This window comes from Roseomonas sp. E05, assembly GCF_030063475.1.
Lineage (GTDB): Bacteria > Pseudomonadota > Alphaproteobacteria > Acetobacterales > Acetobacteraceae > Pseudoroseomonas.
In genome coordinates this window covers 280,763-306,015 of record NZ_JASIRT010000002.1, presented here as the reverse complement: position 1 = coordinate 306,015, position 25,253 = coordinate 280,763, and the positions used below count along the sequence as shown (strand labels likewise).

At 72.3% G+C, this 25,253-nt stretch carries 23 protein-coding genes and 1 pseudogene; 11 read left to right on the top strand and 13 right to left on the bottom strand.

All coding sequences use genetic code 11. The annotated features are described in order from the left end of the window. Positions 1-28 precede the first annotated feature (28 nt). Positions 29-793 (top strand): DUF6065 family protein, encoded by a 765-nt coding sequence (locus QMO56_RS03890; protein ID WP_283523719.1) that lies wholly within the window; start codon positions 29-31, stop codon positions 791-793. 7 nt (positions 794-800) lie between these two features. On the opposite strand, the gene QMO56_RS03885 is transcribed toward QMO56_RS03890, so the two are convergent. Beyond that, positions 801-2,153, bottom strand: a complete 1,353-nt coding sequence (locus tag QMO56_RS03885; RefSeq protein ID WP_283523718.1) for an ATP-binding protein — start codon at positions 2,151-2,153, stop codon at positions 801-803. 7 nt (positions 2,154-2,160) lie between these two features. Beyond that, entirely contained in the window at positions 2,161-2,940 is a 780-nt protein-coding gene (locus QMO56_RS03880; RefSeq protein ID WP_283523795.1) for a response regulator, read from the bottom strand. Positions 2,941-3,068: 128 nt separating this feature from the next. Between QMO56_RS03880 and QMO56_RS03875 the strand changes: the two genes are divergently transcribed. From QMO56_RS03875 to QMO56_RS03850, 6 genes are all read left to right on the top strand, one after another. Next, the gene (locus QMO56_RS03875; protein WP_283523717.1) at positions 3,069-3,737 is read left to right on the top strand and encodes a DNA-3-methyladenine glycosylase; all 669 of its coding nucleotides are present in this window, start codon (positions 3,069-3,071) and stop codon (positions 3,735-3,737) included. A gap of 37 nt (positions 3,738-3,774) precedes the next feature. Further along, positions 3,775-4,968 (top strand): aminotransferase, encoded by a 1,194-nt coding sequence (locus tag QMO56_RS03870; RefSeq protein WP_283523716.1) that lies wholly within the window; start codon positions 3,775-3,777, stop codon positions 4,966-4,968. A gap of 101 nt (positions 4,969-5,069) precedes the next feature. Next, a complete protein-coding gene (locus tag QMO56_RS03865) occupies positions 5,070-6,320 on the top strand; it encodes an ABC transporter substrate-binding protein (RefSeq protein ID WP_283523715.1) in 1,251 nt (416 codons plus the stop codon). 7 nt (positions 6,321-6,327) lie between these two features. Further along, a complete protein-coding gene (locus QMO56_RS03860) occupies positions 6,328-8,172 on the top strand; it encodes an ABC transporter permease (protein WP_283523714.1) in 1,845 nt (614 codons plus the stop codon). Then, positions 8,169-8,918 carry an ABC transporter ATP-binding protein gene (locus QMO56_RS03855; RefSeq protein ID WP_283523713.1) on the top strand — a complete coding sequence of 250 codons (750 nt, stop codon included), beginning with the start codon at positions 8,169-8,171 and terminating at the stop codon, positions 8,916-8,918. The genes QMO56_RS03860 and QMO56_RS03855 overlap by 4 nt, the downstream gene beginning before the upstream one ends. Continuing rightward, positions 8,918-9,619: an ABC transporter ATP-binding protein gene (locus QMO56_RS03850; protein WP_283523712.1), complete on the top strand. Its 702-nt coding sequence runs from the start codon at positions 8,918-8,920 to the stop codon at positions 9,617-9,619. Before QMO56_RS03855 ends, QMO56_RS03850 begins: the two co-directional genes overlap by 1 nt. A gap of 10 nt (positions 9,620-9,629) precedes the next feature. Here the strand turns inward: QMO56_RS03850 and QMO56_RS03845 are convergent, their stop codons facing one another. Further along, a complete protein-coding gene (locus tag QMO56_RS03845; RefSeq protein WP_283523711.1) occupies positions 9,630-10,016 on the bottom strand; it encodes a hypothetical protein in 387 nt (128 codons plus the stop codon). Positions 10,017-10,208: 192 nt separating this feature from the next. On the opposite strand from QMO56_RS03845, the gene nhaA reads away from it, so the two are divergent. The 3 genes from nhaA to QMO56_RS03830 all read left to right on the top strand — a co-directional run bounded on the left by nhaA (position 10,209) and on the right by QMO56_RS03830 (position 13,922). Beyond that, positions 10,209-11,417 carry a Na+/H+ antiporter NhaA gene (gene nhaA, locus QMO56_RS03840; RefSeq protein ID WP_283523794.1) on the top strand — a complete coding sequence of 403 codons (1,209 nt, stop codon included), beginning with the start codon at positions 10,209-10,211 and terminating at the stop codon, positions 11,415-11,417. Positions 11,418-11,505: 88 nt separating this feature from the next. After that, positions 11,506-11,952, top strand: coding sequence for a hypothetical protein (locus QMO56_RS03835; RefSeq protein ID WP_283523710.1), 447 nt, complete (start codon positions 11,506-11,508; stop codon positions 11,950-11,952). 116 nt (positions 11,953-12,068) lie between these two features. Continuing rightward, positions 12,069-13,922: an AsmA family protein gene (locus QMO56_RS03830; RefSeq protein ID WP_283523709.1), complete on the top strand. Its 1,854-nt coding sequence runs from the start codon at positions 12,069-12,071 to the stop codon at positions 13,920-13,922. 100 nt (positions 13,923-14,022) lie between these two features. On the opposite strand, the gene QMO56_RS03825 is transcribed toward QMO56_RS03830, so the two are convergent. The 9 genes and pseudogenes from QMO56_RS03825 to QMO56_RS03785 form a co-directional block, all read right to left on the bottom strand. Continuing rightward, the gene (locus tag QMO56_RS03825; protein ID WP_283523708.1) at positions 14,023-15,618 is read right to left on the bottom strand and encodes a PhoX family phosphatase; all 1,596 of its coding nucleotides are present in this window, start codon (positions 15,616-15,618) and stop codon (positions 14,023-14,025) included. Then, positions 15,615-17,918, bottom strand: a complete 2,304-nt coding sequence (locus QMO56_RS03820) for a molybdopterin-dependent oxidoreductase (RefSeq protein WP_283523707.1) — start codon at positions 17,916-17,918, stop codon at positions 15,615-15,617. Before QMO56_RS03820 ends, QMO56_RS03825 begins: the two co-directional genes overlap by 4 nt. Before the next feature lie 153 nt (positions 17,919-18,071). Beyond that, positions 18,072-18,791, bottom strand: a complete 720-nt coding sequence (locus QMO56_RS03815; protein WP_283523706.1) for a CHAP domain-containing protein — start codon at positions 18,789-18,791, stop codon at positions 18,072-18,074. Between the two features lie 338 nt (positions 18,792-19,129). Next, positions 19,130-19,480: a RidA family protein gene (locus QMO56_RS03810; protein ID WP_283523705.1), complete on the bottom strand. Its 351-nt coding sequence runs from the start codon at positions 19,478-19,480 to the stop codon at positions 19,130-19,132. Positions 19,481-19,612: 132 nt separating this feature from the next. Next, positions 19,613-20,569 carry a Gfo/Idh/MocA family protein gene (locus QMO56_RS03805; RefSeq protein WP_283523793.1) on the bottom strand — a complete coding sequence of 319 codons (957 nt, stop codon included), beginning with the start codon at positions 20,567-20,569 and terminating at the stop codon, positions 19,613-19,615. Positions 20,570-20,654: 85 nt separating this feature from the next. Beyond that, positions 20,655-21,917: pseudogene (locus QMO56_RS03800) on the bottom strand (MFS transporter); the annotation flags it as partial. After that, the gene (locus QMO56_RS03795; RefSeq protein WP_283523704.1) at positions 21,859-22,212 is read right to left on the bottom strand and encodes a hypothetical protein; all 354 of its coding nucleotides are present in this window, start codon (positions 22,210-22,212) and stop codon (positions 21,859-21,861) included. The pseudogene QMO56_RS03800 and the gene QMO56_RS03795, both read right to left, overlap by 59 nt. Positions 22,213-22,287: 75 nt before the next feature. Then, complete coding sequence (locus tag QMO56_RS03790) at positions 22,288-22,779, bottom strand: hypothetical protein (protein ID WP_283523703.1); 492 nt, start codon at positions 22,777-22,779, stop codon at positions 22,288-22,290. Between the two features lie 74 nt (positions 22,780-22,853). Further along, entirely contained in the window at positions 22,854-23,714 is an 861-nt protein-coding gene (locus QMO56_RS03785) for a LysR family transcriptional regulator (RefSeq protein ID WP_283523702.1), read from the bottom strand. 108 nt (positions 23,715-23,822) lie between these two features. Here QMO56_RS03785 and QMO56_RS03780 point away from each other — a divergent pair, with 108 nt between their 5' ends. After that, positions 23,823-24,824 (top strand): bile acid:sodium symporter family protein, encoded by a 1,002-nt coding sequence (locus QMO56_RS03780; protein WP_283523701.1) that lies wholly within the window; start codon positions 23,823-23,825, stop codon positions 24,822-24,824. A 4-nt stretch (positions 24,825-24,828) separates the two neighbouring features. Here QMO56_RS03780 and QMO56_RS03775 read toward each other — a convergent pair whose 3' ends face one another. After that, positions 24,829-25,227 (bottom strand): polyketide cyclase, encoded by a 399-nt coding sequence (locus tag QMO56_RS03775; protein ID WP_283523700.1) that lies wholly within the window; start codon positions 25,225-25,227, stop codon positions 24,829-24,831. Positions 25,228-25,253: the final 26 nt, after the last annotated feature.

The window sequence follows — 25,253 nt, the reverse complement described above, 5'->3', positions numbered from 1 at the left end:
TGCAGCCGTCATTGCACGGGAGGTGGGCATGGCGGAGAAGCCGCAGCCCCGGCTGATCGCCTATGAGCTGGACCAGCCCCTGCCGCCGATCCGCCCCGCCGGGCCGCGGCGGGACTGGATGGATGCCACCCCCGGCGGCTTCGCCTATCGCTGCCTGCCGCTGACCATCGCCAATGGCCATGGCTGGGAGGTGCAGGGGAAGACCGGCTTCGAGGCCTGGTGGAACGGTGGCGACCGGCCGGAGGATGTGACGATCCGCGTGCTGAAGCCCGGCGGCGTCGCACCGGCCAGCCATTTCGGCGCCGGTATCCTCACTTTCCCCATCGCCACGCTGCTGCGCACCGACCCCGGCATCGGCCTCTGGGTCTCCGGCCCGCCCAATGGGGTGAAGGACGGCATCGCGCCGCTCTCCGGGCTGGTGGAGAGCGACTGGTCGCCGATGACCTTCACCATGAACTGGCGCTTCACCCGGCCGGACCACGTGGTCCGCTTCCTGCCGGGCGAGCCGGTCTGCTTCTTCTTTCCGTTGCAGCGCGGCCTCGTCGGAGAAACCCGCCCGGAGACGCGCCCGCTGGCCGAGGACCCGGCGCTGGAGGCCGCCCACCGCGCGTGGCGCGAGGGGCGCAACCGCTTCAACGCCGAACTGCGCGAACCCGGCAGCGAGGCCCGTGCCCAGGGCTGGCAGCGCCACTACCACCGCGGGCAGAACCCGGACGGGACGCGCGCCGCGGCGGATCATCGCACCCGCGTGCAGGTCCGGCCTTTCCCGAGGCCCTCCGGCCAGAACGGATGAAGCCGGCTCAGACCGGCAGCGTCACCACCGCCGTCAGGCCGCCGCGGGGGCGGTTGCGCAGCACCACGTCGCCGCCATGGGCGCGCAGGATGTTGCGCGCGATGGGCAGGCCCAGGCCGGTGCCGCCGGTTTCGCGGTTGCGGCTGGTCTCCAGCCGGCGGAAGGGCTGGAACACGGCCTCCAGCGACTCCTCGGGGATGCCGGGGCCGTCATCCTCGACGCGCAGCCGCACCAACGAAGCCTCGGCGCCCCGCCCCGGCCCGTCCAGCAGGATCCGGGCCGAGCCGCCATAGTTCAGCGCGTTGCCGACGAGGTTGGCGAGCGCCCGCTTCAGCGCGATCGGCCGGGCGCGGATGCGCAGCCGCTCCGGCCCGGTATAGCTCACCGCCTCCGGCTCCACTTCCGGCCGGGCATCGGCGGCCTCGTCCAGCACGGTGCGGCAGAGCGCGGCAAGGTCGAGCGGCACCGAGGGCTCGGTGGCGGAATCGTCGCGGGCGAAGGCCAGGGTGGCGTTCACCATGGCCTCCATCTCGTCGAGATCGGCCAGCATCTTCCGGCGCTGCTCGTCATCCTCCAGGAACTCGGCGCGCAGCCGCAGGCGGGTGATCGGCGTGCGCAGGTCGTGGCCGATGGCGGCCAGCATCTGCGTGCGGTCGCCGACGAAGCGGCGGATGCGCTCCGCCATGGTGTTGAAGGCGCGGGCGGCGGTGGCGACCTCGGAGGGGCCGCGCTCCGGCAGCGGCGGCGCGTTCACGTCGCGGCCCAGCCGCTCGGCGGCGCGCGCCAGGGCCGAGACGGGGCGCGTCAGCCGCCGGGTTGCCCAGAGGATCAGCGCCAGCGCCGCGCCGGTCATCAGGAAGAAGGCGATCAGGAAGGTCTCGGAGTGCCAGGGGCGCGGCGGCGGCAGGGCCATCTGCAGATTCAGCCAGGGCCCGTCATTGAGCTGCAGCGCGAGCACCAGCACGCCGGGGCGCGGCCCGTTGGCCACCAGCGCCTGGCGCGGGCGGAAGCGCGGCGGGCTGGCGGCCACCAGGTCCACCTGGAACAGCCGGATCAGCGCCTGCGAGGCGTGCGGCATGCCCGGCCGCACCGCCGGCAGGTCGCTCAACTCGGCGAAGAGGCCCGGCGGCAGGTCGATATCCTCCAGCATGGCGAGCCGCCGGTCGGGCGGCGCCAGCACGGCGGTGCGCCAGAGGCCAAGGGCGCGCGCAGTGATCTCGCGCGAGAGGGCGAAGCGCTGCAGGTCCACGCGGTCGAGGGCATGGATGGTCAGCCCGGCCGCCTGCACCAGCATCAGTGCGAGCGTGAGGAACAGCGCCGTGCGCCCGGCCAGGCTGTGCGGCAGCAGGCGGCGGATCATGCCCGGCTCAGGCGCCCGGCGCGCCGATCGGACGATCGTCGTTCTGCGCCGTGACGGAGGGCCGGTCGTTCACCTTCTCCACCGTGGCGGCCAGCACGTAGCCGCCGCCGCGGACGGTTTTGATCAGCGTCGGGTTGCGCCCGTCGTCCTCCAGCTTGCGGCGCAGGCGCGAGACGGCGACGTCGATCGCGCGGTCGAAGGGCCCGGCCTGCCGGCCGCGCAGCAGGTCCATCAGCATGTCCCGCGTCAGCACGCGGTTGGAGCGGTCCACCAACACCATCAGCAGTTCGTACTCACCGCCGGTCAGCGGCACCTCGACGCCCTCCGGGTTCAGCAGGCGGCGGCGGGCCGGCTCCAGCGTCCAGCCGGCGAAGCGGATCGCCTTGGCCGTAGGCTGCTGGGCGGCATTGCCCTCGCCGCTGGCCCGGCGCAGCACGGCACGGATGCGCGCCAGCAGCTCGCGCGGGTTGAAGGGCTTGGCCACGTAGTCGTCGGCGCCCAGCTCCAGCCCGACGATGCGGTCGGTCTCCTCGCTCATGGCGGTGAGCATGACGATCGGGACGTCCGACTGGCTGCGCAGCCAGCGCGCGAAGTCGAGTCCCGACTCCCCCGGGAGCATCAGGTCCAGCACCACCAGGTGATAGCGCCCGAGCGGCCAGAGGCGGCGTGCCTCGCGCGCGTCCCGCGCGGCGGTGACGCGGCAGGACTGGCGCTCGAGGAATTTCGAGAGCAGATCGCGGATTTCCCGGTCGTCGTCGACGACGAGGATGTGCGGCGGCGGTTCCATGTTCTCGACCATAGTGGGGATATGGCAACGATGCCTGCCGTCCATGTTACAGGCTTTTGCCGGCCCGCGCCCTGTTGCAATTCGTTGCGTGCAGAGCGCCTGGGACATGTCCCGCCCCAGGCGAATCCATGCAAGACGCTGCCCGGATGCAGATTGCCGAACCCGCTCCCCCCGCCTGGGCCCGCGAGGGCATCGCCCTGCTCTGCGCCCAGGACCCCGACTTCGCGCGCATCGAGCCGGCAGCCGGGCCGCTGGTCTGGCGCAGCCGGCCGCGCGGCTTCGGCGGGCTGGCGCGCACCGTGGTCGGTCAGCAGATCAGCTTCATCGCGGCGGATGCCATCTGGCGCCGCTTCGCCGCGCTGCCCGGCGCGCTGGAGCCGGCCGGGCTCCTGGCGCTGACCGAGGAGCAGCTCCGCACCGCCGGCCTCTCCCGCCCCAAGGTCGCGCATCTGCGCGGGCTGGCGGAGGCCTGCCTCGCCGGCACCCTGCGGCTCGACCGGCTGGAGGAGATGACGGACGAGGTGGCGCTCGCCCATCTGGCCGCGCAGCGCGGCCTCGGCCCCTGGACGGCGCAGGTCCACCTGCTCTTCGCCGAGCAACGCGCCGACATCTTTCCTTTCGGCGACGTGGCGCTGGCGGGCGGCGCCCAGGCGCTGAAGGGGCTGCCCGGGCGGCCGAAGCCGAAGCAGCTCGTCGCCATGGCGGAGGCATGGCGCCCCTGGCGCTCGCTGGCGGCGCGGCTGCTCTGGCACCACTGGCGGCATGTCACCGGCCGCCCGGCGGGCGAAAGCGGCTGAAACCGCATGCAAGGCGGGTAGGCGACACGGCGCGAGCGTGACACTCTCCGCCGCCATGCCAAGCCCCCGCCTCTCGCCCCGCGTCCGCGCCACCGCCGCCCCGCCGATCCCCGCCGCCCGCGCCTGGGCGGCGCGCTATGACGGCGGCGCCGGACCGATGCTCGACCTGACCCAGGCGGTGCCGGGCTATCCGCCGCACCCGGCGCTGCTGGAGCGGCTGGCCGAGGCCGCCGGGAGCCGCGCGGCCGCCGGCTATGGCGCCATCGAGGGCGACGCGGCGCTGCGCGAGGCGCTGGCGGCGGACCTGGCGGGCTTCTACCGCGCCCCGCTCCCGGCGGCGGACGTCACCATCACCGCCGGCTGCAACCTGGCCTTCACCATGGCCATGACGGTGCTGGCCGGCAGCGGCGATGCCGTGCTGCTGCCCACGCCCTGGTACTTCAACCACCGCATGGCGCTGGAGCTGCTCGGCATTGCCGCCCTGCCCTTCGAGACCCGCGCGGAGGACGGCTTCGTGCCCGACCCGGCGCGCCTCGCCGCCGCGCTGACGCCCGCGGTGCGCGCCGTGGTGCTGGTCTCGCCCAACAACCCGACCGGCGCGATCTACCCGCCCGCGGTGATCGCCGAGATCGCCGCGCTTTGCCGCGCGCGCGGCGTCTGGCTGGTGCTGGACGAGACCTACCGCGACTTCCTGCCCGAAGGCGGCACGCCGCCGCACGACCTGTTCCAGGACCCGGGCTGGCGGGATGGCGTGGTGCAGCTCTACTCCTTCGCCAAGTCCTACTGCATTCCCGGCCACCGGATCGGTGCGGTCGTCGGCGGCGGCGCCTTCCGCGCCGAGCTGATGAAGGTGGTGGACACCATGCAGATCTGCCCGCCACGTCCGCCGCAGGCGGCGCTGGCCTGGGCGGTGCCCGCGCTGGCCGAATGGCGCGCCGGCAACCGTGCCATCATGGCCGGGCGCGCGGCGGCGTTCCGCGCCGCCATGGCCGCCGCGCCGGACTGGCGGATCGACGCGCTGGGCACCTATTTCGCCTATCTGCGCCTGCCGGAAGGGCAGCCCGATGCCCTCGCCACCGCCGAGGCGCTGGCCGCCCGTCACGGCCTGCTCACTTTGCCCGGCCCCTTCTTCGGCCCGGGGCAGGAGCGCCACCTGCGGCTCGCTTTCGCCAATGCCGAGGAGGCCACGCTGGCGCAGGTGCCCGAGCGCCTGCGCGCCTGCACCGCCTGAGGGCACGCCGTTTTCCCGTTGCAGCACCGGCCCGGAGGACTACACCGGGCCAAGGTTCCAGAGAGGCCCCCCGCCGGGGCCGGCCGCCAGAAGGAATGCCGATGATGGATCGCCGCCCCACCACCCCGCATGTTCGCCGCCGCGACCTGCTGGCCGGCATCGCCATCGGCACGCTCGCCGCGCCCGCCGTGCTGCGCGCCCAGAGCGGCCCAGGGGGCAACCCGATCCGCATCGGCGAGATCAACTCCTACACGGCGCAGCCGGCCTTCCTCGGCCCCTACCGCAACGGCTGGCTGCTGGCGCAGGAGCAGATCAACGCCGCCGGCGGCATCGACGGCCGGCCGCTGGAGACCGTCTTCCGCGACGACGCCGGCAAGCCGGAGGACGCCGTGCGCCTCGCCGGCGAGTTGGTGAGCGCCGAGAAGGTGGCGCTGCTGGCCGGCGGCTACCTCTCCAATGTCGGGCTGGCGCTGGGCGACTACGCCGCGCAGAACAAGGTTCTCTACGCCGCCAGCGAGCCGCTGACCGATGCGCTCGTCTGGTCCAAGGGCAACCGCTACACCTTCCGGCTGCGCCCCAGCACCTACATGCAGGCCGCCATGCTGGTGGAGGAGGCGGCCAAGCTGCCGGCGAAGCGCTGGGCCACCGTCGCGCCGAACTACGAATACGGCCAGTCCGCCGTGAGGTGGTTCCGCGACCTGCTGAAGGCGAGGCGGCCGGATGTGGAGTTCGTCGGCGAGCAGTTCCCGGCGCTCGGCCGCATCGATGCCGGCGCCACGGTGCAGGCGCTGGAGCGGATGCGGCCCGAGGCCATCTTCAACGTCACCTTCGGCACCGACCTGCTGAACTTCGTCCGCCAGGGCAACACGCGCGGGTTGTTCGACGGGCGTAGCGTCGCCTCCATGCTGAGCGGCGAGCCGGAATACCTGGAGCCGCTCGGCGAGGAGTGCCCGGAGGGCTGGATCGTCACCGGCTATCCGCGCGACGACCTGAACAACCCGGTCCACACCGCCTTCCGCGACGCCTACCGCAAGCGTTACGACGCGCTGCCGCGCTGCGGCTCGGTGGTCGGGCATGACAATGTCCAGGCCATCGCGGCCATGCTGCGCAAGGCCGGCGGCACCGAGACCGAAGCCATGGTCAAGGCCTTCGAGGGCATCCGCTTCCAGACCGCCTATGGCACCGGCGAGGTGGAGTTCCGCGCCATCGACCACCAGTCCACGCTGGGCGCCTTCGTCGGCCGCACCAGGCTGGAGGGCAAGGCCGGCAAGATGGTGGATTGGCGCTACGCCGACGGTGCCAACTACCTGCCCTCCGACGCGCAGGTGAGGGAGTGGCGGCCGCAGGGCTGATCGCGCCTTGGAGGACCTCGCTGTCCAGGCGCTGAACGGACTGGCCAGCGCCTCCTCGCTGTTCCTGGTGGCCTCCGGGCTGACGGTGATCTTCGGCGTCAGCCGGATCGTCAACTTCGCGCATGGCAGCCTGTTCATGCTCGGCGCCTACCTGGCCTGGACGCTCACCGGCGCCGGGCCACTGGCTGATCTGGGCGGGTTCTGGGGCTTCTGGGGCGCCATCCTGCTGGCGGCGCTGGCGGTGGGCGCGCTCGGCGCGCTGGTGGAGATGACGGTGCTGCGCCGGATCTATGGCGCGCCCGAGCTGTTCCAGCTGCTCGCCACCTTCGCGCTGGTGCTGATCGTGCAGGACGTGGCGCTGTTCCTCTGGGGCCCCGACGACAAGTTCGGCCCGCGCGCGCCGCTGCTGCGGGGCGCGGTGGAGATCCTCGGCCTGCGCTTCCCGCGCTACGAGCTGTTCCTGATCGCCGTCGGGCCGGTGGTGCTGGGGCTGCTCTGGCTGCTGTTCCACCGTACGCGCTTCGGCATCCTGCTGCGCGCCGCCACGCAGGACCGCGAGATGGTGGCGGCGCTCGGCGTGGATCAGCGGCTGCTGTTCACCGGGGTGTTCTTCCTCGGCGCGGCGCTGGCGGGGCTTGGCGGCGCGCTGCAACTGCCGCGTGAGGCCGTCACGCTGCACATGGACATGGCCGTCATCGTCGAGGCTTTCGTGGTGGTGGTGGTGGGCGGCCTCGGCAGCCTGCCCGGCGCCTTCCTCGCTGCGCTGCTGATCGGCGAGTTGCACGCCTTCGGGATTCTTGTTTTCCCGCGCATCACGCTGGTGCTGGTCTTCCTGGTGATGGCCGTGGTGCTGGTGCTGCGGCCCTACGGATTGCTCGGCCGCAAGCCCTCCGGCGCGCCGCCGTCCAGCGAAACCGCCCTTCCCCTGCCCCCCGCCATGCCGCGCGCGCTGCGGCCCGTCGCGCTGCTCGCCCTGGCGCTGCTGCTCATGCTGCCGCCCTTCCTTGGCGAGTATCCGCTGATCCTGCTGGCCGATTTCGCCAGCTTCGTGCTCTTTGCCGCCAGCCTGCACTTCATCATGGGGCCGGGCGGCATGGCGAGCTTCGGCCACGCCGCCTATTTCGGCGCCGGCGCCTATGCCGCGGCGCTGCTGTTCCGCCATTTCGCCGCGCCGATGGAGCTTGGCCTGCTCGCCGCGCCCTTCGCCGCCGGGCTGGTCGGGCTGCTGTTCGGCTGGTTCTGCGTGCGGCTTTCGGGCGTCTATTCCGCCATGCTCACCCTCGCCTTCGCGCAGATCGCCTGGAGCATCGCCTTCCAGTGGATCGAGGTGACGGGCGGCGACAACGGCATCCTCGGCCTCTGGCCAAGCGAATGGGCGCGCGGGCGGCTGGCCTTCTTTTACCTGTCCCTGGCGCTCTGCGGCGCGGCGGTCTGGCTGCTGCGGCGGGCCATCCACGCGCCCTTCGGCATGGCACTGCGGGCGCAGCGGGATTCCGCGCTGCGCGCCGAGGCGATTGGCATCGATGCCTTCCGCGTCCGCTGGCTGGCCTTCGCCTTCGCCGCCGCCATGGCCGGCATCGCCGGCGCGCTCTTCGCCTATGGCAAGGGCAGCGTGTTTCCCTCGGTGCTCGACATCCCGCGCAGCGTGGACGCGCTGCTGATGGTGCTGCTCGGCGGCGTGCAGACGCTGAACGGGCCGATCATCGGCGCCATCGCCTATGCCGGGCTGCAGGAGCAGCTCGCCCGCGTGACGGACTATTGGCGCCTGCTGCTCGGCCTCGTCATCCTGGCGCTGGTGCTGTTCTTCCCGCGCGGCCTCGCGGGCGCCTTCCGCCGCAAGGATGCCGCATGACGCCGGCGCTGGAGGCGGAGGCGCTGGTGAAGGCCTGGGGCGGCGTGCGCGCGGTGGACGGCGTCTCCTTCGCGCTCGCCCCGGGAGAGATGCTGGCGCTGATCGGCCCCAACGGCGCCGGCAAGAGCACCTGCTTCAACATGCTGAACGGCCAGATCCGCCCCGATGCCGGGCGGGTGCGGCTGGCCGGGCGCGATGTCACCGGCCTGCCGCCGCGCGCCATCTGGCGCCTCGGGGTGGGGCGCACCTTTCAGATCACCGCCACCTTCGCCTCCATGACAGTGCTGGACAATGTGCGGATGGCGCTGCTCTCCCATGCCCGCCGGCTGCTCGGCCTCTGGCATCCGGCGGCGCGGCAGTTCACGGCGGAGGCCGAGGCGCTGCTGGCGCGCGTCGGCATGGCGGACCAGGCTGGGCGGCCCTGCGGCGTGCTGGCCTATGGCGACCTGAAGCGGCTGGAACTGGCCATGGCGCTGGCCAACCAGCCGCATCTGCTGCTGATGGACGAGCCCACCGCCGGCATGGCGCCCGCCGAGCGCGTGGCGCTGATGGCGGAGACGGCCGCCATCGCGCGGGCGGGCAACATCGCCGTGCTGTTCACCGAGCATGACATGGACGTGGTCTTCACCCATGCCGACCGCGTCCTGGTGCTGGACCGCGGCCGGCTGATCGCCGGCGGCACGCCGGAGGCGGTGCGGGCCGACCCGCGGGTGCGGCAGGTCTATCTCGGCGGGGCGCCGGCCTGATGCTGGCGGTGGAAGGGCTGCACGCGCATTACGGCCGCGCGCATATCCTGCACGGCGTCTCGCTCGCGGTCGGCAAGGGCGAGGTGGTCTGCCTGCTCGGCCGCAACGGCGCGGGCAAGAGCACCACGATGAAGGCCATCATGGGACTGGTGCCGCCGAGCGGCGGATCGGTGACCTTCGAGGGCGCGCCACTGGCCGGACGGCCGCCGCATGCCATTGCCCGCGCCGGGATCGGCTATGTGCCGGAGGAACGGCGCATCTTCGCCGATCTCACCGTGCTGGAGAACCTGGAGGTGGGCCGCCGCCCCGCCCGCCCCGGCCTGCGCCCCTGGACGGCGGAACGCCTCTTCGCCCTGTTCCCGAGCCTCGGCGCGCTGCGCCACCGCCCCGGCGGCCGGATGAGCGGCGGCGAGCAGCAGATGCTCACCATCGCCCGCACGCTGATGGGCAATCCGCGCCTGCTGCTGCTGGATGAACCTTCCGAGGGGCTGGCGCCGGTGGTGGTCGAGCGCATGGCCGAGGCCATCGCGGAGCTGAAGGCGGAGGGTCTCTCCATCCTGCTCTCCGAGCAGAACCTGCCCTTCGCCGGCGCGGTGGCCGACCGTGCCTGCATCCTGGAAGTCGGGCAGGTGCGGCATGAAGGGCGCATGGCGGCGCTGCTCGCGGATGCGTCGCTGCGCGCCCGCTATCTTTCTGTCTGAGGACGGGCCCTCAGAGCAGGAGCCAGGCGGCGATCCAGCCCGCCAGCCAGCCGCCGAGGATGCCGAGCACCGCGCCCAGCATGATCTCCCGCAGCAGCCGGGGAAGCGCGGGCAGGGAAACCCACCCTGCCCGCGCTCTGCCGTGCCGTTGCGCCCCGCCAGCTGCCGCGCGCCAGGATGGGGGGTCCGCCGGGGTCAGCGGAGGGGTCCAGGCGGCCGGAGCAAAGGGGGCGGAGGACGGCATCGGCATGGCGGGGATGCGAACATAAAAAGAACATCCATGCAAGAGACGATGACCCGGCATCGGCACAAAAAGAACAATAAGTGAACCGAAGAGGCCTTTCCATCCCTGTTTCGAAATGGTCGCGGCGCGCCGGACAGGCGGCCGGAGCGACATGGTGGGCGCTCCCGGCGCAGGCCTGGCACCGCGAATAGAACTCCCATGGCGTGCAACGGGCTGGCCGCCCTTTCCGTTGACCTTACGGGCAGGTATCATGAACTAATTTTAATACATCGCTTACCGCCGGCTGCACCCGCGCCCGCAGGGGCGTCCGGCGGCGGAACGGACAAGGGATCGACAATGGACGGAATGGCAAAGCGCGCCGCAAGAGGCCGGATCCGCTCGATGCTGCGGAACTTCCTCGACAGCGAGGCCGCGGGCGGTCTGGTGCTGATGGGCGTCGCGGCGCTTGCCATCCTGGTGGCCAACTCACCGCTGGCGCCGGCCTATTTCGGCGCCTTGTCCAGCTATGTCGGTCCGCTGAACCTGCAGCACTGGATCAATGACGCGCTGATGGCGGTCTTCTTCCTGATGGTCGGGCTTGAGATCAAGCGCGAGATGCTGGATGGCCAGCTTTCGAGCTGGAGCCGGCGGGTGCTGCCAGGCGTGGCGGCGGCCGGCGGCATGGTGGCGCCGGCGCTGATCTATGTCGCCTTCAACAGCGGCGACGCGCAGGCGTTGCGCGGCTGGGCCATCCCCGCCGCCACCGACATCGCCTTCGCGCTCGGCGTGCTGTCGCTGCTCGGCCAGCGCGTGCCGGCCTCGCTGAAGGTGTTCCTCGCGGCGCTGGCGATCATCGACGACCTCGGCGCCGTGGTCATCATCGCCCTGTTCTACACCGGCGATCTCTCGCTGCTGGATCTGGGCGGGGCGGCGCTGGTGCTGGCGGTGCTCTACGGCATGAACCGCGGCGGCGTGCGTTCCCTGGCGCCCTATCTGCTGCTGGGCGCCGTGCTCTGGGTGCTGGTGCTGCGCTCCGGCGTGCATGCCACCCTGGCCGGCGTGCTGCTGGCGCTCACCATTCCCATCCAGCTGACGCCCGGCAGCCCGGAGGCCAGCGGCGCGGAATCCCCCCTGCACCGGCTGGAGCACGCGCTCGCCGCTCCCGTCGCCTTCATCATCGTGCCGATCTTCGGCTTCGCCAATGCGGGCGTCTCCTTCGAGGGCATCAGCCCGGCGGTGCTGCTGGAGCCGCTGACCCTCGGTGTGGCCGGCGGCCTCGTGCTGGGCAAGGTGATCGGCGTGTTCGGCGCCTCGGCGGCGATGATCCGGCTCGGCGCCGCGGACCTCCCCGCCGGAGCGGGCTGGGGGCAGCTTCTCGGCGTCTCCCTGCTTTGCGGTATCGGCTTCACCATGAGCCTGTTCATCGGTCTGCTCGCCTTCGCCGACGCACCCGAGCTGCAGGACCGGGTGAAGTTCGGCATCCTTGCCGGCTCCCTGCTGGCGGGGCTGCTGGGCTACCTCACGCTGCGCATCACGCGGCGGGAGGCCAGGGCGCCGCGCAGCGCCACCTCCTGATGGCCTCCCCGGCCGGATGGCTCCGGCGCCGAAACCGCCGGAGCCGTCCGCGTGTTGGGGAGCAAATGCCCGCAGGGGAGCCCTAACCATGCTGCCAGCGACGACGGAGCGTGTCTCGCTCCACACCACCACCGCCGTGAACCGCAGGATCCGGCACGAGACCGAGGCGCGGATCGCCTATTTCGCGCGCCATCCGGCCGAGATCCCGGCCCGCCTGGCGGAACTGGACCATGAATGGGATATCGAGCGGAGCCTGGAGGCCAATGCCTCCAGCCTGGCCTTTACCGGCATCATTCTGGGCGCGACGCTGGACCGGCGCTGGCTGATGCTCCCGGCGCTGGTGACGGCCTTCCTGTTCCAGCATGCCGTGCAGGGATGGTGCCCGCCCGTCCCGGTGTTGCGGCGGATCGGCTTCCGTACGGCCTCCGAGATCGAGCAGGAGCGGCACGCGCTGAAGGCGCTCCGCGGCGATTTCGCCCGGATCGAGCAGGCGGAGGACCGCGCCGCCGCCGCCTTCCAGGCCGCCCGCGTCTGAGGCTCCCCCTCAGTTGCCCACCGGCCGGATCGGGGGCGCCGCGCAACTGATGCTCCGCTGCACGGTTGTGGGAGCGGTGGCGGCCGATGCGGGTCCCATCGGATGCCGGGGCTGGAATGACGACGATTGCACGCGCTGCATCCGTGACCGCCACCGCGTTGCTGGCCCTGGTGGCAGCGCTTGCCGTTGTGCTCGCCTTTTTCGGCGGCCACCTGGCGGCCCTGGCCATTGAGAGAGGCGGTTCCGCCCTCGTCGGGCGTGCGGTGAAGGTCGGTCCCGTGACGGTCGACTGGGGGCGCTACACCACCGTCACGGCGCAGGAGCTTCGGGTGGCCGACCTGGCCTGGAGCCCCGCCGCTCAGATGCTGCGCATCGGCCGCAGCGACATCACCTTCGACCTCTGGGACCTGCTCCGCCTGCAGCTGATGCCGGACCGGGTTCGCCTGCGGCAGCCGGTGCTACACCTCGCGCGGAACCAGCAGGGACAATGGAACCTGCCGCAGGCGCAGAAGGACGGAAGCCCCGCCAGCGGAAAGGCCGGGCACGACCTGCTGGCCCGTCTTGCCGCGCTGCAGGCGGTCGAGGTCACAGGCGGGCAGCTCTCCGTGGACTCCCTGGCCTCGCCGGGAACTGAAGGAGAGGTCCGGGCTTTCGCACTGCACATGCAGGAGGAGAACGGCGGCACAGACTTCAGGGGCATGGCCAGCCTCCGTGGCGGCGCACCGGTTCCCTTCACCGGCCGGACCGGGTCGCCCGACGCCCTGCTCCGCAGCATCCGAACCGACGGGACCCCCTTCCCGGTCCAGGTGAAGCTCGGTCCCGAGACCGCCCGCCTCTCGGCGGACGGACATCTCGGCAATCCCCTGGACCTCGCGAGCGCCGACCTCCGCCTCAGGGGGGACGGCGACAGTCTTGCGCCGCTGCTCGGCGCCATCGGTCTTCCGGCGGAGCCCACACCGCCCTTTCACCTCACGGCGCACGCCACTGGCGATGGTCAGGGATGGAACCTGCGGGACATGCTGGCGCGCCTGGGCAGCAGCGAACTGCGCGGCAGCGCCAGCCTGGTGCGCAACGCCCAGCCGCGGCCGCGCCTCTCCTTCGACCTCATCGCGCCGCGCATCGCCCTGGCCGATTTCGAGTGGCTCGTCGCCACCCCGGGCGCAGGCGGCGTCGCCTCCTCCGCGCCACAGCCGGCGCGAATGCCTGCGGCATGGCTCCGCCAGGCGGATGCCAGCGGCACACTGCAGGTGCAACAGCTTGAAGGCCTGCCCGGCGAGCCAGCCGCGCTCCGCATGACCGCCAACCTGCAGGACGGCCGGCTCCATATCGAGCCGCTGCGCCTGGAGATTGCGGGCGGCATGGCCGAAGGCGCGACCACCATCGCCGCCGACGAAGCCGGCTCCGTGCAGAGCAGCCTGCGGCTGGAGGCAAGCGGGTTGTCGCTGGCGCCTGTCCTGGCGCCCCTCGGCATCGAGTGGCTGACGGGAAGCTTCGCCACCGCGTCGCTTGACCTGCGGAGCCAGGGCGCCACGCGGCCCGAGATCCTGGCAGGGCTCGGCGGCAGGGCAAACTTCCGCGTCTCCGAGGGGAGCCTCGACCTGTCCGGCCTCCCGCACATCTCGATGGACCTCGTCGAGACGCTCGGCTTCCTGCTGGGCAGCGGCGGGGGCAGCGGACCCACGCCGGTGGTCTGCGCCGTGGCCGATCTCCCGATCCGCCACGGCGTGGTGCAGGTGGAGCAGCTCGTCGTCCAGATCCCGCAGGTGGTGATCGTCGGCGAGGGCACGGTGCAGCTTGCCCAGTCCAGGCTGAACCTCACCCTGACGCCCAATCCGTTGCAGGATGCGCTCCTGCGCGTCCTCGTGCCGGTGGTGGTCAGCGGGGATCTCGCCTCGCCCGGCGTCACCCGGCACCCGGAGCTCAGCCTCCAGACCAAGGCGGCAGCCCAGGCGAAAGCCTGCGCGCCCTAGAGCATTTTCCGTTCGCTTTGGCTCACCGAAAATACTCTAGTCGTTTGTTTTGACGAGCATCTTCACCCGTTCCGATGATGCCGTCGGAACAGGATCTGCTCTAGCCCCCCACCGGCGCACCGCTGGTGGTGCTGAAGGCGACCAGCGTGGTGCGGGGCGGCAGGCGGGGATCGAAGGCCGGCCAGCGCGTGCCGGGGCGGGCGTAGCTCGCGCCCGGCTCGGCGCCCGGCGTGCGCACCACGGCGAAGAGGGTCATCCCGTCCGGGCTCATCGCCGCGCCGCCGATCGCCGCGGCCCGGGGAGCGCCGTAGAGCGGCAGCGGCAGCCCCCGGCCTGGCCCGGCGGTGTCGCAGCCGAACAGGATGTCGGGTTGCGGGCCGACCAGCCCGGCATGGTCGGTGCCGATCCAGAGCCGCCCGGCGCCGTCCACGGCGAGGGTGGCGGGGGCGTCGGGCCAACTGCCCGCCAGGCCCGCGAAGCGCGGTGGCGGCGCGCCGCCAAGCAGCATCACACCGGCCGCCGCCTCGTCGGCCCCATGGTCGCCGCCCTCGGGGATGATCTCGACGATATGCCCGGAGCGGTTGCCCGCGCGCGGATTCAGCCGGTCCACCTGATCGGGGCGGCGTGCGGCGTTGCCGTTGCAGGCGAGGTAGAGCCAGCCCGAATGCGGGTCCACCGCCAGCCCGCTCGGCACGTCGAAGCCGATGGCGCCGGCCTGGGCGGCATAGGCGAGCGGGTTCAGCAGCATGTCCACGGTGCGCGGCAGCGGCTCCCAGCGCAGCCGCCCGGCCTCATAGCGGGCGACGGACAGCGTGCCGAGGTCGAGCGCGCCGGGCGCATTCGCCGGCCCGTCCGAGACGAAGCGGAACAGGTGGCCGAAGACCCGCCGGTCCGAGAGATAGACCACCGCGCGGCCGTCGCGGCTCAGTGCCGCCGCCGCGTCCCCCCGTGGGAAGCGGGCGAGCGCGGTGCGCTTGGCGGGCACGGCGCCAGGGTCCATCGGGTCCAGCTCGGCCACCCAGCCGAAGTGCATGCCCTCGGTGAAGCGCGGGTCCAGTGTGCCGAGGCGCGCCATCCACGGGGCCGGATCGCCTTCCGCCAGCAATTGCGTGCCCCAGGGGGTGGGGCAGCCGCCGGAAACCGCCAGCAGCCCCTGCACCATCCCGCCGACAACCTGTGCCGCCGGGCCAGTGATGCGGCAGAGCGTCTCGGCCGACAGGCGGCGGGCCTGGTAGCCACCATCCACGACCACCCAGCGGCCGCCCTGCTTCTCCACGTTCAGCAGCGAGGCGCCCTGCATCATCGCCGCCACCGCAGGGCGATCCTGCCCGCCGGGGAAGGCCATGGCCGGGTCCGCCGTGGGGTGCGCGACGGCCAGCACCGCGCGCTCCACGCCGTCGGCGCCCACCGGCGGCACCACCATGCCGCAGATCCTCGCGTCCCAGCCGAACTGCGTGGCGGCGGCGGCGGGCGTGGGCTGCTGAGGGTTCCAGGGCGCGGCGTCATAGGTGACGCGGTCGCCCCAGCGGACCAGCACGTTGCGGCGATAGCCAGGGGCGACGGTGTCGTCCAGCTTCACCGGCATGCGCAGCGGCGGCATGTCCAGCGTGGAGATGCGCGCCACCTGTGCCGCGGCCGCCAGGGCAGGCAGCGCCGCCCCGGCGGCGAGCAATGCGCGACGGGTGAGCGCCTTCACGACACCACCTCCAAGGGGCGCGGCGCGGCATGGACCGTCACCGGCGGCAGCGCACCGGCGAAGCGCGCCACCTCCACCAGGCAGGATTGCGCCGCGCTGCCCTGGCCGAGCCGCGAGGTACCGACATCCTGGGTCAGCACGTTGGGATTGCCGTGCACGTCCAGCCCCTCCGCCTCGGGCGCCGGGTCCCACCAGGCGCCGGTGGCCATGGCCACGACGCCGCGCCGCAGGCCCTCGCTGAGCCGCAGCCCGGCGAGGCAGGCGCCGCGCGCGTTGAAGACGCGGACGATGTCGCCCTCCGCGAGGCCCCGCGCGGCGGCATCCTCGGGATGCATCAGCAGCGGCTCCCGGCCCTGGATCTTGCTCTCCGCCGCGACGCGTCCGGGGTCGAGCTGGCCGTGCAGGCGTGTCGCGGGCTGATAGGAGAGAAGGTGCAGCGGGAAGCGGCCGGCCAGCGGCGCGCCGAGATATTCCGTCGGCTCCTGCCAGCGTGGATGGCCGCCGATCTCCGCGTAGCCGAAGCCGGCGATGGTTTCGGAATACAGCTCCACCTTCCCCGAGGGCGTGTTCAGCGGATGCGCCTCCGGGTCGGCGGCGAAGTCGGAGAAGAGCACGAAATCCTCCTCCGGCGGTGGCACCTCGACATGGCCCTCGGCCCAGAAGCGGTCGAAGTCCGGCGCCTCGAAGCCGAGGCGGCCGCAGGCCTGCCGCCAGCGCTCGTACAGGTGGCGCAGCCAGGCGCCCTCGTCGCGCTGCTCGGCGAAGCGGTCGCGGAAGCCGAGATGCTCGGCCATGTCCGCCAGCATGTCGTGGTCGTTGCGCGCCTGGCCCTGCGGCGGGATGGCCCGGTGCATGGCGCGCAGGAAGCGGTCCGCCGAGGAAGAGCCGATGTCGTTGCGCTCCAGCGTCGTGGTGGCGGGCAGCACGATGTCGGCATGGCGCGCGGCGGCCGTCCACCAGGGCTCCTGCACGATGATGGTCTCGGCACGGTTCCAGGCGCGCAGCAGGCGGTTGAGGTCCTGGTGGTGGTGGAAGGGGTTGCCGCCGGCCCACCAGATCAGGCGGATATCGGGCAGGATGATGTCCCGCCCGTTGTACTGCAGCACATCGCCCGGCCGCTCCAGCAACTCGGTGACGCGGGCGACGGGAATGGAGAGGCCCGCCGGATTGCGGGTGGCGGGCAGCGAGACGGAGGGCAGCGCGCGGCGCGGCGTACCCATGCCGTTCATCGAGCCATAGCCGAACATCACCCCCTGCCCCGGCCGGCCGATGCCGCCGAGCGTGGCAGCCAGCGCCACCAGCGCCCACCAGGGCTGCTCGCCATGCTCGGCGCGCTGGATGGACCAGGTGGCGGTCAGCATGGTGGGCAGCCGCGCCGCCTCCCAGGCCAGGGCGCGGATCGTCTCGGCCGGAACCTCGGTGATGGCGGCGGCCCATTCCGGCGTCTTCGGCGTGCCGTCGCTCTCGCCGAGAATGTAGGACCGCAGCCGCTCCCACCCCGTGCAGTGGGTGGCAAGGAAGCCGCGATCCTCCAGGCCCTCCGCGACCAGCGCGTGCATCATGCCGAGGAGCAGCGCGGTGTCCGTGTTGGGGCGGATCGGCACCCACTCGGCGCCCAGGAAGTCGGGCGCGTCGCCACGGAAGGGCGAGATGTTGACGAAGCGCACCCCCGCCTCCACCACCCGCCGCAGCCAGGGCACGTATTCATGCGCGCCGGCGCCGCCGGCGGTGATCAGCGCATTCTTCAGCGGCAGGCCGCCCAGGCAGAGCATCAGCCGCGTGTGCTTCTCGATGCTCGGCCAGCTGGTGACGGGGCCCTGGATCACGTCATTGGTGCCGAGGATGTGCGGCATCAGCGTCATGCCGGCGCCGTAGGAGTAGTTCGTCACCTGCGTGGTGTAGCCGCCGCCGAGGCCGAGGAAGCGCTGGAGCTGGCTCTTGGCGTGGTGGAAGCGTCCGGCCGACGACCAGCCGTAGGAGCCGCCGAAGATGGCGGCGTGGCCGTGCTCGGCGCGCACCCGCGCGCTCTCCTCCGCGGCAAGGCGGATGGCCTGGTCCCAGGAAACCGGCACGAAATCGCGGTCGCCCCGCGCGGCGCCGCGCCGCTCGCCGCGCAGCCAGCCGGCGCGGATATGGGGCCGGTCGATGCGGCTCGGCGCATGCACGACATCCGGCACGGCCTCGATCAGCCGCCCCGGATTGGGGTCCCGAGCGAAGGGGCGGACACCCACGAGGCGGCCCTGCTCCACCACGGCATCGAAACTGCCCCAATGCGCGGCATGCGGCGCGATCACGGCCATCAGCGACTCCTTCAGCCCAGCAGGCGCGGAGAATGCTCCGGGCGCGCGTGGCGCGCAAATGGCACGCTGGGGCGGCGGCAGTCCTTCGCCTGCGCCGATCCCGGGCAGAGCGATGAGGCCGGGGCGCGCCGCCCGGAGGCGGCAGTCAGGCCCTCAGCGGGCGGCGTCGAGATTCAGGCTGCGGACGGCTTCGGCCATGTGCTCGGCATGCGCGCCGGCCTGGAGCGGCGCCTCCGCCACCTCCTCGAAGTCGCCGCTCGTGGCAGCCATGCGGAGCGCGTTGGGTGCGCGATTGAAGATGAAGCCGTTGGTCGGATAGACGCGGCCATAGGCCTCGTCGCTGCGGCCGATCTGCACCCGGACCTCGGTCCAGTCATTCTGTGGCGACACGTCAATGACGGAGACGCCGCGCATCACCGTACCCTTGCGGATCCCCGGGCCTTCCCAGTTGGCATGGTCCACCAGGATCTCGCGCGCGCTGACGACGCGCGAGACCACGGCGACATGGCCGAGCCGCATCCCGCCCGAGGACTTGAAGCTCAGCACCGCGCCGCGCTCCGGCTTGTGGCCGCGGGCATAGAGGCCCGCCGCGCTGGCCCACCAAGTATAGGCGTTGCCGGTGATGTCCAGGCCGGTGACGGAGCGGGCATAGGGCACGCAGGAGATCGGCGTCGCGAAGGATTCGTGCGTGGATGCGGCGGCGGTGCGACGGCCGGCATGCAGCTTCAGCGTCGTCGGCTTGACGCTGCGCGCGGAGGTCTGCTGCAGCGTCACCCGCGGCTGCTTGAGCGTCTCCCGCGCCTTTCGACTGGTCGTCGCGTCCGCATCCGTCGAAACGGCGCAAAACGTCCCGACCAGAAGCGCGAACGCCACCGCTGTGCTGCTGCCCCGCATGCGACCCCCATCGCTATGTCCCCACCGCGCTCTCGTCGCGGCCTGTTTCGGGTAGCAAGGGGGGGAAGGGAGCGGCAATCCCACCTGGCTGATACATGGCGCAATGGGATGTGATTCGCAGTTTTCGGCGCTGCCACCGGGCTGTTAATATGAAGTTAATCCTAGACTCGCGACTTCGCGAGCAAGAAGCCACAGTGTTGCGGCAGAACTGCAACACCGCAATGCAAGCCTCTAGAAAAGAAAAAAAATTCGGCGCCGCGGAAGTTTCCCGCGGCGCCGTTCATTGCAGATCCGGATTTTATGGTGGCGGCAGCCGCTCAGCGGCAGGCCGTCACCATGATCTCCACCAGGTGGCGGGGGTCCGCCATATTGGCCTCGACGCAGGCGCGGACCGGCGCGCCGCCTTCCGGCAGCCAGGCCGACCAGAGCTCGTTCATCGCCCCGCGGTCGCGGATGTCCTTCAGCCAGATCTGGGCCTGCAGCAGGCGGGTCTTGTCGGTGCCGTGGCCTTCCAGGGCGGCGTCGATCTTCGCCAGCACCTGCTTGGTCTGGCCGACCACGTCCTGCGACAGGTCGTCGGCCGTCATGCCGGCGAGAAAGACGAAGTTGTGGTACTCGACGGCGCCGGAGAGGATCTTATTGCTGTCGTGGCGGGTAATCTTGGCCATGGTTCAACGCGCTCCCTGCGGTGAGTCCGGTGCCGGGGAATAGCCCCCGGCACCGACACGAGGTCAGCCGCTTCTAGCCCGGCTTCGGCCCGGGTGGGAACCACCCCCGCCCGGGAATCGCCGGGACCACCCTCAGGGGACGGCGCGGTTGCCCCCCTCGGAGGCGGCGGAGACGATCATCGTCTCGTAGACCGACACGCCATGGATGGCCTGCTCCACCGGCAGCGGATAGGCCGGCCCGCCCGCCGCCGCGGCGGCGAAGGCGGCCAGCTCGGCGCGCTCGATATCGGTCTTCGGGTAGTCGCGCACGAAGCCCTCCCCCTCGCGCGGGCGATAGATCATGTGCTCGTGGTCGGTCAGCTCCACCCAGCCCTCGGAGCCGTAAAGCGCCACGCGCCAGCAGCGCGGTGCATAGGCCAGGGTCGCGAAGGTGCCGGTGGCGCCGCTCCGGAAGCGGCAGAGCATGGCGGTGGTGTCGTCCAGGCCGTTGTCCAGCACGCGCGCGGTGCTGTGCACGGCGACCTCGGCGATCGGACCGGCCAGGTTGATCATCATGTCGATCATGTGGATGCCCATGCCGCCCATTCCGCCGAGCGGGCTCTCCGCGCGGTCGGCGCGCCACATGCCCGGCTTGTAGCCGGCGGCGCCGGGGCCGCTGAACTGCCCCTCGACATGCAGCAGCGTGCCGATGCGGCCATCCGACAGCATCGCCTTGATCTCCGCCACCGCCGGCAGGAAGCGCCGGTTGTGGCCGAGCGCCAGCACCACGCCCGCCTCGCGGCAGGCCGCGACGGCCGCCTCGGCGCTGGCCTTGGTCAGGGTGAAGGGCTTCTCGACGAAGACATGCTTGCCGGCGCGGGCAGCGGCGATCACCTGCTCGGCGTGCAGCTTGTGCGGCGTGGCCAGCACCACCGCCTGCACCTCGGGATCAGCCAGAACGGCGTCGTAGCCGTCGAGCAGGCGGATGTTCTTCTCCGCCGACCAGTCCTTCACCTTCTCCGGGCTGCGCGTCTGCCCCGCCACGAAGCGGATCCCCGCCTCGCTGCTCCCCTGGACACTCTCCACCAGGGTGCGCCCCCAGCGGCCCATGCCGATGATCGCCGCCTGCAACATGCCTGCTCTCTCCTTGTTCCGGCGCATTCTCCAGCGCCGCCTCGATGGTCCGATAGCGTGTCCAGCCCCAGGCAAAGACGGCGAGGCCGAGGCCGGCGCCGACCAGCGTGGGAATGCGCAGGCCGAAGGCCTCCCCCGAGGCGCCCAGCAGCAGGGCGCCGAGCGCCGGGCAGGCACGGGTGATCTGCCCCCAGAGCGCCAGCACGCGGCCGCGCATCTCCGGCACCGCCGCCGTCTGCGCGAGCTGCTGGACGGAGATGCCGTGCAGCGAGGCGGAGGCGCCGATCAGCGCCGCGCAGAGCAGGCCGAAGGGAAACCAGCCGGTGGCGACGAAGCCAACGACCGCCAGCGCCTGCCACAGCCCGGCCAGGATGGCGATGCGCGTGGCCCCGGCGACCCGTCCGCGCGCCGCCAGCCAGAGGCCGGAGACCAGCGCGCCGACGCCGAAGCAGGCGGTCAGCATGGCCAGGGATTCGGCGCCACGGCCGAAATTGCGCTCCACGAAAGGCGGCAGCAGCTCCTGCACGCAGCGCAGCAGCACGCCGATGAGCGCCGCATAGCCGAGCAGCGGCCCAAGGCCGGGATGGCGCGCGACATAGGTGAAGCCTTCCTTCACCTCGCCGAGCAGGCTGGCCGTGGCCGGATGGCCGCGGCGATGCGCCGGATCCACCTTCAGCAGCGGCATGGTCAGCACCGCGCTGCCATAGGCGATCGCGTTGCAGGCAATGGCGGGCGCCACGCCGAAGGCGGCGATCACCGGCCCGGCCAGGGCCGGGCCGATGAACCGCGCCACGTTGAACACGAGCGAGTTGCAGGCGACGGCCGCCGGCAGGTCGGCGGGGCCGACGATGCCGGGCATCAGCGTCTGCCGCGCCGGCTGGGCGAAGCTGGCGGCGGTGCCGGAGCAGAGTTCCAGCGCCAGCAGGAACTCGATCCGCATGTTGCCGGTGGCGATGAGCGTCGCCACGCTCGCCGCCTCCAGCGCGATCACCGCCTGCGCGATGGTGGCGAGGCGAAGCCGGTCCGCGCGGTCGGCGATGGCGCCGGCGAAGGGGCTGATCACCGCGGCCGGCGCCAGGTCGCAGAAGGCGACGAGGCCGACCCAGAGCGCGCTGTGGGTCAGCTCCCAGGTCAGCCAGGCGACGGCGATGCGGTGCATCCAGAGCCCCGTCCAGGAGGCGAGGCTGGCGCCGAAGAAGATGCGGGCGTTGCGGGTCGCCAGTGCGCGGGTCAGCGCGCCGAAGGGCGACCGGAAGACCGGCAGCTCAGGAGCCCCGGCCCGCCCCTCCGGCCGGCGGCGCGGCCGTCCCCGGCATGGCGCCATCCTGCCGGCCACGCAGGCATTCCTGGATGAGCTGGTCCTGCTCGAAGCGGGCGCCGAGGCGCTCGGTGTTCATCGAGCCGGCGAGGCTGCTGCCGGTGAAGGGACCGGCACCGAGCCGGGACTCGGCCTCGTCCACCCGCATGGTCTGGCCACGCTCGCGGGTGCGCATCATCCGCTCCGCCTCCTGCCGGCAGGCGGCGCGCGCGGCATCCTGCTGGCGCTCCTCGGCGGTGCGGGGCGCCATGCCGGCACAGGCGGCCGTCAGCAGCAGCAGGGGGAGGACAAGGCGTTTCATGGTGCGCTCCGGCAGGTCTTCAGGGGCGGGCGCCGCGCAGGCGGCATGCCGGGACGCGGGACGGTTGCCGCCCCTCTATTCCTCCGCCGCGCCGCCGGCGCCGGCGATGCGCCGCGACAATAGACGCTTCATGCCGCGTTCGTCGAACCGGGCCGCGTGGTCGAGCGGCAGATTCGCCGCGGCGGCCAGCAGCGCCGGATGCAGCTCGATCCCGTCGGAGTCGATGGCGAAGAGGCCGGTCATCCAGCGCGCCCGCCCCAGGAGCTCGACCAGCGCCAGCAGGCGCAGGCAGAGCGAGAGGCCGGCGAGATGCGTCAGGCCCACCGTGCGGTCCACCGCCTCGGCCCAGCAGGCGGCATCGGCATCGGCCAGGGCCAGCACCGGGCCGCCCTCGAAGCGCAGGCTGCGGTGGGGGCCCCAGGCCTCGGCGGTCGCGGCGGCGCGTGCCGCCGCCCAGGCGAGGCTGAGGGCGTGTGGCGTCACCGCCGGAAGCGACTCGGGGCGGCAGGGAACGGCGTAGAGCAGCACGCCGTCGGCCGATACGGCGACCGGAATGTCGTCGCGCACGTCCGCATGGGATGTCCTGGACATTGGCCGGAGATGGGGAGGCGCAGGCTCCGCCGCCAGAGGGGGAGCGCGGCTCAGGCCGGGCCGGGATGCAGCCGGCCGGGGTGCCGCAGCAGCGCCGTCACCAGCGCCGAGGCGAGGCGGTGCTGCGGCCCCGGCCCGATCACCACGAACTCGATCTGCCCCAACTCCGGCAGATGCCGGGAGGGCGGCAGCGGCGCCAGGCCCGGCGGCAGCAGCCGGGTGGAGTGCGGCGCCACCCCGAGCCCTGCCATGGCCGCCGCACGCAGGCCGCTGAGGCTCGGGCTGGTGCAGGCCACGCGCCAGGTGCGGCCCGCCTGCTCCAGCGCCTGCAGCGCCAGCGCGCGGGTGATGCTGGGCGGCGGAAAGAGCACCAGCGGCAAGGGTTGCGCCGGGTCCGGCCGCAGGCCGGGGCGCCCTACCCAGGCCAGTTGCTCGCGCCAGGCGAAGGCGCCGCGCGGGTCGCCCGCCCGGCGCTTGACCACGATCACGTCCAGCTCGCCGGCATCGAAGCGTTCGTAGAGCGTGCCGCTGAGGCCGACCGTCAGCTCCAGGTCCACGCCGCTATGCGCCTGGGTGAACTCGGCCAGCACCTCCGCCAGCCGGGCGGAGACGAAATCCTCCGAGGCGCCCAGCCGGATGCGGCCGCGCAGATGCGCGCCGGCCAGGAAGCGCTCCATCCGCTCGTTCGCCTCCAGCACGCCGCGCGCGAAGTCCATCAGCGCGTCGCCGTCCGGCGTCAGCGCCACGGCATGGGTGTCGCGCGCGAAGAGCGCGCGGCCCACCGCCGCCTCCAGCTTGCGGACGTGCTGACTGACGGTGGACTGGCGCAGCCCGAGGCGCTGCGCCGCCCGGGTGAAGGAGCGCGTCTCGGCCACGGCCAGGAAGGAGCGGAGCAGCAGGGGCGGCAGCATGGTGCCTTGTTATCACGTTTCGTGTTGGCTGTTATCCCGGGTCATTCGCTGGCGGAATACTGCGGCGCGGCCTACCTCGGAAGCACCCGCACGAATCGAGACACCGACATGGCCCCCCGCCTCCCCCGACTGCCGCTCGACCCTTTCCTGGTGATGCTGGCGGCGACGGTGGCACTGGCGGCGCTGCTCCCTGCGCACGGCGCCGGAGCGGCGGTGCTGGGGCAGGCCACCACCGCCGCCGTGGCGATGCTGTTCTTCCTCTATGGCACCCGGCTGGCGCCGCGGAACCTGCTGGAGGGGCTGCTGCACTGGCGCCTCCAGGCGCTGATCTTCGCCGCCACCTATCTCCTCTTCCCGCTGCTCGGGCTGGTGACCATGGCGACAGTGGGCGCCTTCGTGCCCCCGGCGCTGGCGCTCGGGCTGATGTTCATCTGCGTGCTACCCTCCACAGTGCAGTCCTCCATCGCCTTCACCTCGATCGCGCGCGGCAACGTGCCGGCGGCGCTCTGCGCGGCAACGCTCTCCAACCTTGCCGGAATGGTGCTGACGCCGCTGCTCACCGCCCTGCTGCTGCGGGCCGGCCATGGCGGCTTCAGCGCCGGGGCGCTCTCCGACATCGCCCTGCACCTGCTGCTGCCCTTCGCGGCGGGCCAGGCGGTGCGGCCCTTCGCCGGGCGCTGGCTGCAGCGGCACAAGGCGCTGACCGGCCTGGTGGACCGCGGCTCGATCCTGCTCGTCGTCTATGGCGCCTTCAGCGAGGGCATGGTGGCCGGAATCTGGGGGCAGATCACGCCCGGCGTCCTGGTCACGATCCTGCTGCTGGATGCGGTGCTGCTGGCGGCGGTGCTGGGCGCCACGCTGCTGGCCAGCCGCGCCCTCGGCCTGTGCCGGGCGGACGAGGTGGTGGCGGTGTTCTGCGGCTCCAAGAAAAGCATCGCCAGCGGCATCCCGATGGCCAACATCCTCTTTCCCGGCGATGTGGTCAGCATGATCGTGCTGCCGGTGATGCTGTTCCACCAGATCCAGCTCTTCGTCTGCGCCACCCTCGCCCGCCGCTACGCCCAGCGCATGGAGCCGGAAGCGGTGCCGGTGCTGGCGCCGGCGGAGTAGCCGCTCAGCCGCCGGTCAGCAGGGCGCGGAGAGCCTCCAGATCGCGCGCCATCCAGGCGGCATCCTCGGCGAACTTCGCCTCCGACATGCCGGGCTGGCGGAACAGGGTCAGCATCACCTCGGTCCCGCCCTGGTTCGGGATGACCCGCATCGGCACATAGACCTCCGGCCCGGCACCGGTCTCCACGACATGGTCCATCACGCCGAAGGGATTTCGCCCGGTGAAGCGGATCCGCACCGGCCCTTCCGGGCCCTGCGCCCGCCAGGCATCGCCATCGCGTTGCAAAGCGGCCTGGCTGAGGCCGGCGGCCCATTTCGGAAAGTCCTCCGGCCGCCAGATGGCGTCGTAGACCTCCTGCCAATCACGCGCGATGCTGATGCCGATCGTCCGTGCCTCCAGCATGGGTGGCCCTCCCCGCCAGCCGCCCC